General features: G+C 42.1%; 4 protein-coding genes. All 4 read left to right on the forward strand.

Features of this window, described 5'->3' with window-relative positions; genetic code table 11:
- Nucleotides 1-470: 470 nt before the first annotated feature.
- Complete coding sequence (locus AC37HE_RS15690; RefSeq protein ID WP_500783857.1) at nucleotides 471-1,262, forward strand: DUF432 domain-containing protein; 792 nt, start codon at nucleotides 471-473, stop codon at nucleotides 1,260-1,262.
- A gap of 18 nt (nucleotides 1,263-1,280) precedes the next feature.
- Entirely contained in the window at nucleotides 1,281-2,123 is an 843-nt protein-coding gene (locus tag AC37HE_RS15695; RefSeq protein ID WP_500783859.1) for a mechanosensitive ion channel family protein, read from the forward strand.
- Nucleotides 2,124-2,279: 156 nt separating this feature from the next.
- Nucleotides 2,280-2,885: a TetR/AcrR family transcriptional regulator gene (locus AC37HE_RS15700; RefSeq protein ID WP_500783860.1), complete on the forward strand. Its 606-nt coding sequence runs from the start codon at nucleotides 2,280-2,282 to the stop codon at nucleotides 2,883-2,885.
- Nucleotides 2,882-3,609: outer membrane lipoprotein-sorting protein (locus tag AC37HE_RS15705; RefSeq protein ID WP_500783862.1), on the forward strand; the 728-nt coding region annotated here is incomplete at its 3' end. The genes AC37HE_RS15700 and AC37HE_RS15705, both read left to right, overlap by 4 nt.

A 3,609-nucleotide genomic window follows, 5' to 3' on the forward strand; every position in this document is an offset into this window, starting at 1 on the left:
AAAGACTATCAGAATAGCCATCCTTCGAGTTTCGAGTTCCAAGTTTCTGTTATAGTTACCTCTTTATAGGTAAGGGGTTGTTGCGGGTTGCGGGTTATTGGAGCTGAACGCTGGGACCGAATACTTTTTGAGATTTGGAATTTTAAGTCTGGAATTTGATTCAACTTGAAGCTCCATCAATCCGTCAACCCTCAAAATTCCAGGTTTCGAGTTGCAAGCTCCATGAATAGCGGTTTCACTAAGCTTTCGCTTCTCACCTTCGACAAAAAAAGGCTGGTCTCGCTCCTGGCAAGCTTCCATCTCCATTCGATTGTCTTCAATTGTTTTCAACTGCCTTCTCTTGTTTTCCTCCACCTTCATTCCTGTTGGTGATTCACTGGAATCAATTTTGTTTTTTGAGGGAAACAACCAGTGCTATATGGATTCATTCAAAATAAACTTATTTTTGTGTAAAGCATCAATGAAGCACTATGCCGCAAAAACAAGAAATCTGGGGGAAACACGAAGGAAATCCAAAGGAACTCATGCACATTAAGAGTGCTTACTGTTCGCTTTGGCTTCAACATATGACCGATGGTTGGATTATTAAACAGGAGAAGCAAGAAGAACCGGCTCCCGAACTGACGGTGGAGCAAACCAGTATTGAAACTCCGATGAACGATGCACAAATCTTCCAAACCGGACGTTCATCAAGTTTGTACATTCTTCCCGCTATGCCAACCAAACCTGTTGTTTTCCGCAGCAATAAAAAAATTAGTATCCGGCCACATCAAACGTTGCGCATTTATTTAGCCGTTCCATCCTACATTCAACTTTATTACAAGCAGGTTGAAAATGAAAATTTACTATGCGAATTTGAAACGGAACGATTGAGCGACACCTGGTTTGGCGAACCCGACAGCGGAACACCTGCTTTTACAGTTGGCTCCCGTTTTGCCATGCAAGCGGAAGAACTAAATGTAAATCATCACGAAGTTATCGTGCCTGTCAATATTCAGAATAACAGCCAGCAATTGCTAGACCTGCAACGCTTACTAATTCGAGTAGACCTGATGAACATCTACTGGATTGATAATAAGCTGATTTCAGACCTGGAAACCGTCGAGTTTAAAGGACAAGGCCAAACAGCCCAATTAAATTTCACCACTGATAAACTGGTACACGGATCCAGCCCGCGTCAACTGGCGAAAGCCCGACTAACTTCCAACCGGACAATTTTGGGACACAGCTTCCATGTTATCAAACAAATGACTCAGCTTTAATCGGACAAAATAACAGCTATGAATTTCGACTTTCCCAAATACTTCAATCTTGATACGCTCGATAAAGTTATCCGGCTAGCATTTTTGGTTTTAATCTCGGTAATCATCATTCAGGGCGTTGCCTTTTTAGTCAAGCGAAGTATCACCCATCGCTTATCGAAACAGTCGCGAATGATTATCAACCGGATTATCATTTACACCGGTTATACCCTTTTAAGCTTCATGGTGCTCCGGGAACTCAAATTCGACATTACTGCTTTGTTCGGGGCGGCCGGAGTTGTTGGTATCGTTATTGGTGTGGCCTCTCAAACAAGTATTGGGAACATTATCAGTGGTTTTTTCCTGGTATCCGAAAAATCGTTTGAACTGGGCGATATTGTCCGAATTGGCGATAAAGCAGGCACGGTCTATTCCATCGATCTGCTAAGCATCAAAATACGGACCTACGACAACTTACTGCTTCGCATCCCTAACCAAACAGTTATCAGCAACGAACTCATCAATGTTACCCGCTTCCCCATTCGCCGGATGGACATCACTGTTGGAGTAGCATACAAAGAAGATCTTCGAAAGGTTTTTGAAGTTCTGCAGGAAGTTGCCCGTAAAAATCCACTCTGCCTGGAAGAACCGGAACCACTTATTTTATTGCAAGGCTACGGAGCCAGCAGCATCGATATTTTATTCGCTGTTTGGTTTGAAAAAAACAATTACCGGGATGTGAAAAACAGCGTCATCATTGAAATTAAAGAAGCATTCGACCGTGAAGGTATCGAAATTCCATTCCCGCATGTAAGTATTTATACCGGCGAAGCGACTAAAAGCTTTCCGGTGGAGATGATGCAGAAACAAGCGGGGAAATAGCCTGTTAATTCTCATCCCGTGTAATCCACATGGCGAATTCAACCTGTCCGTTTTATAAATGACCAATTGGTCATTTATTCGCTAATATACTTGGATTTTATTTTAGCGTGTACTAACTTTGACCAACCGGTCAGTCAAAAAACAAAACAAATTAACATGCCGCGCACCGAAAAACAATTTGAAGAAATACGAAAAGAAAAGCGAACAATGATCATGGATGTTGCCTTGGAACTTTTTGCGACAAATGGGTTTCATGCAACTTCGATGAGCCAGATTGCCCGGCAAGCAAAAATATCGAAAGGATTAGCTTATAATTATTTCGAAAGCAAGAACGAGCTTTTAAATGCAGTTATTGATCAAGGCTTCGACGAAATCTCAAACTTCACGGTCAACCCCGGCGCTACGGCAGTTACTGATGAAGAATTGATCGAATTCATCGAGCAAAGTTTTGAAAAGGTCAGTAAGGACATTCAACACTGGAAGCTTTTTTACTCCTTAATGCTTCAACCACAAATAGCAGAAAATTTTACCGAACGCTATGTACAAGCTGCAGAACCATTTTTCACCCTGATTTATCAATTCCTGGAAAGCAAAGGGAATACCGATCCTAAAGGTGATTTAATGATCATCAGCATGATGATTGAAGGGGCCTTTTTATATGCCGTTGCAGCACCTGGTGTATTTCCGCTTGAGCAAATGAAAAAACAAGTAATTGACGGAATTTTCCGAATCGTTAAAACAGGCAAAACAACACAACTATGAAACGAAATTTGACATTATTCATCTTCATCCTCCTAAGCGGATTTACTTATGCCCAGGAAACCGATGTTACAACTATTGTCCGCCAGGCCGATGAGAAGTTCAGGGGACAATCGAGCGAGGGAACAATGAGCATGACGATTCAACGCTCGAACTGGTCTCGCACCATCGAAATGAAAAGCTGGACTTTAGGAACCGGATACTCATTGATTTATATCACAGCACCGGCAAAAGAGCGCGGACAAGTATTCCTGAAACGCCAAAATGAAATGTGGAACTGGATGCCCAGCATTGAACGAACAATCAAAATTCCACCGTCCATGATGATGCAATCCTGGATGGGCTCCGACTTTACGAATGATGATCTGGTAAAAGAATCATCATTGGTAAAAGACTACGATCACAAACTATTGGGCACAGAACAGCTTGAAGGTTACTCGTGCTACAAGATTGAGTTAATTCCGCACGAGGATGCAGCAGTAGTATGGGGCAAAATCCTAATGTGGGTCACCAAAGACGATTACCTGTGGCTTAAAGCTGAATACTACGATGAAGATGACGAACTGATCAACACGGAAATACTCTCAGACATCAAACAGATGGACGACCGTATGATGCCAACCCATCTGGAGATGATTCCGAAAGACAAACCCGGTCAAAAAACCATTATGGTGTTCGAGCAGATCAAGTTCAATGTCGATTTAAAGGAATCTTTTTTTTCAATTCA

The organism is Mangrovibacterium sp., assembly GCF_059905295.1.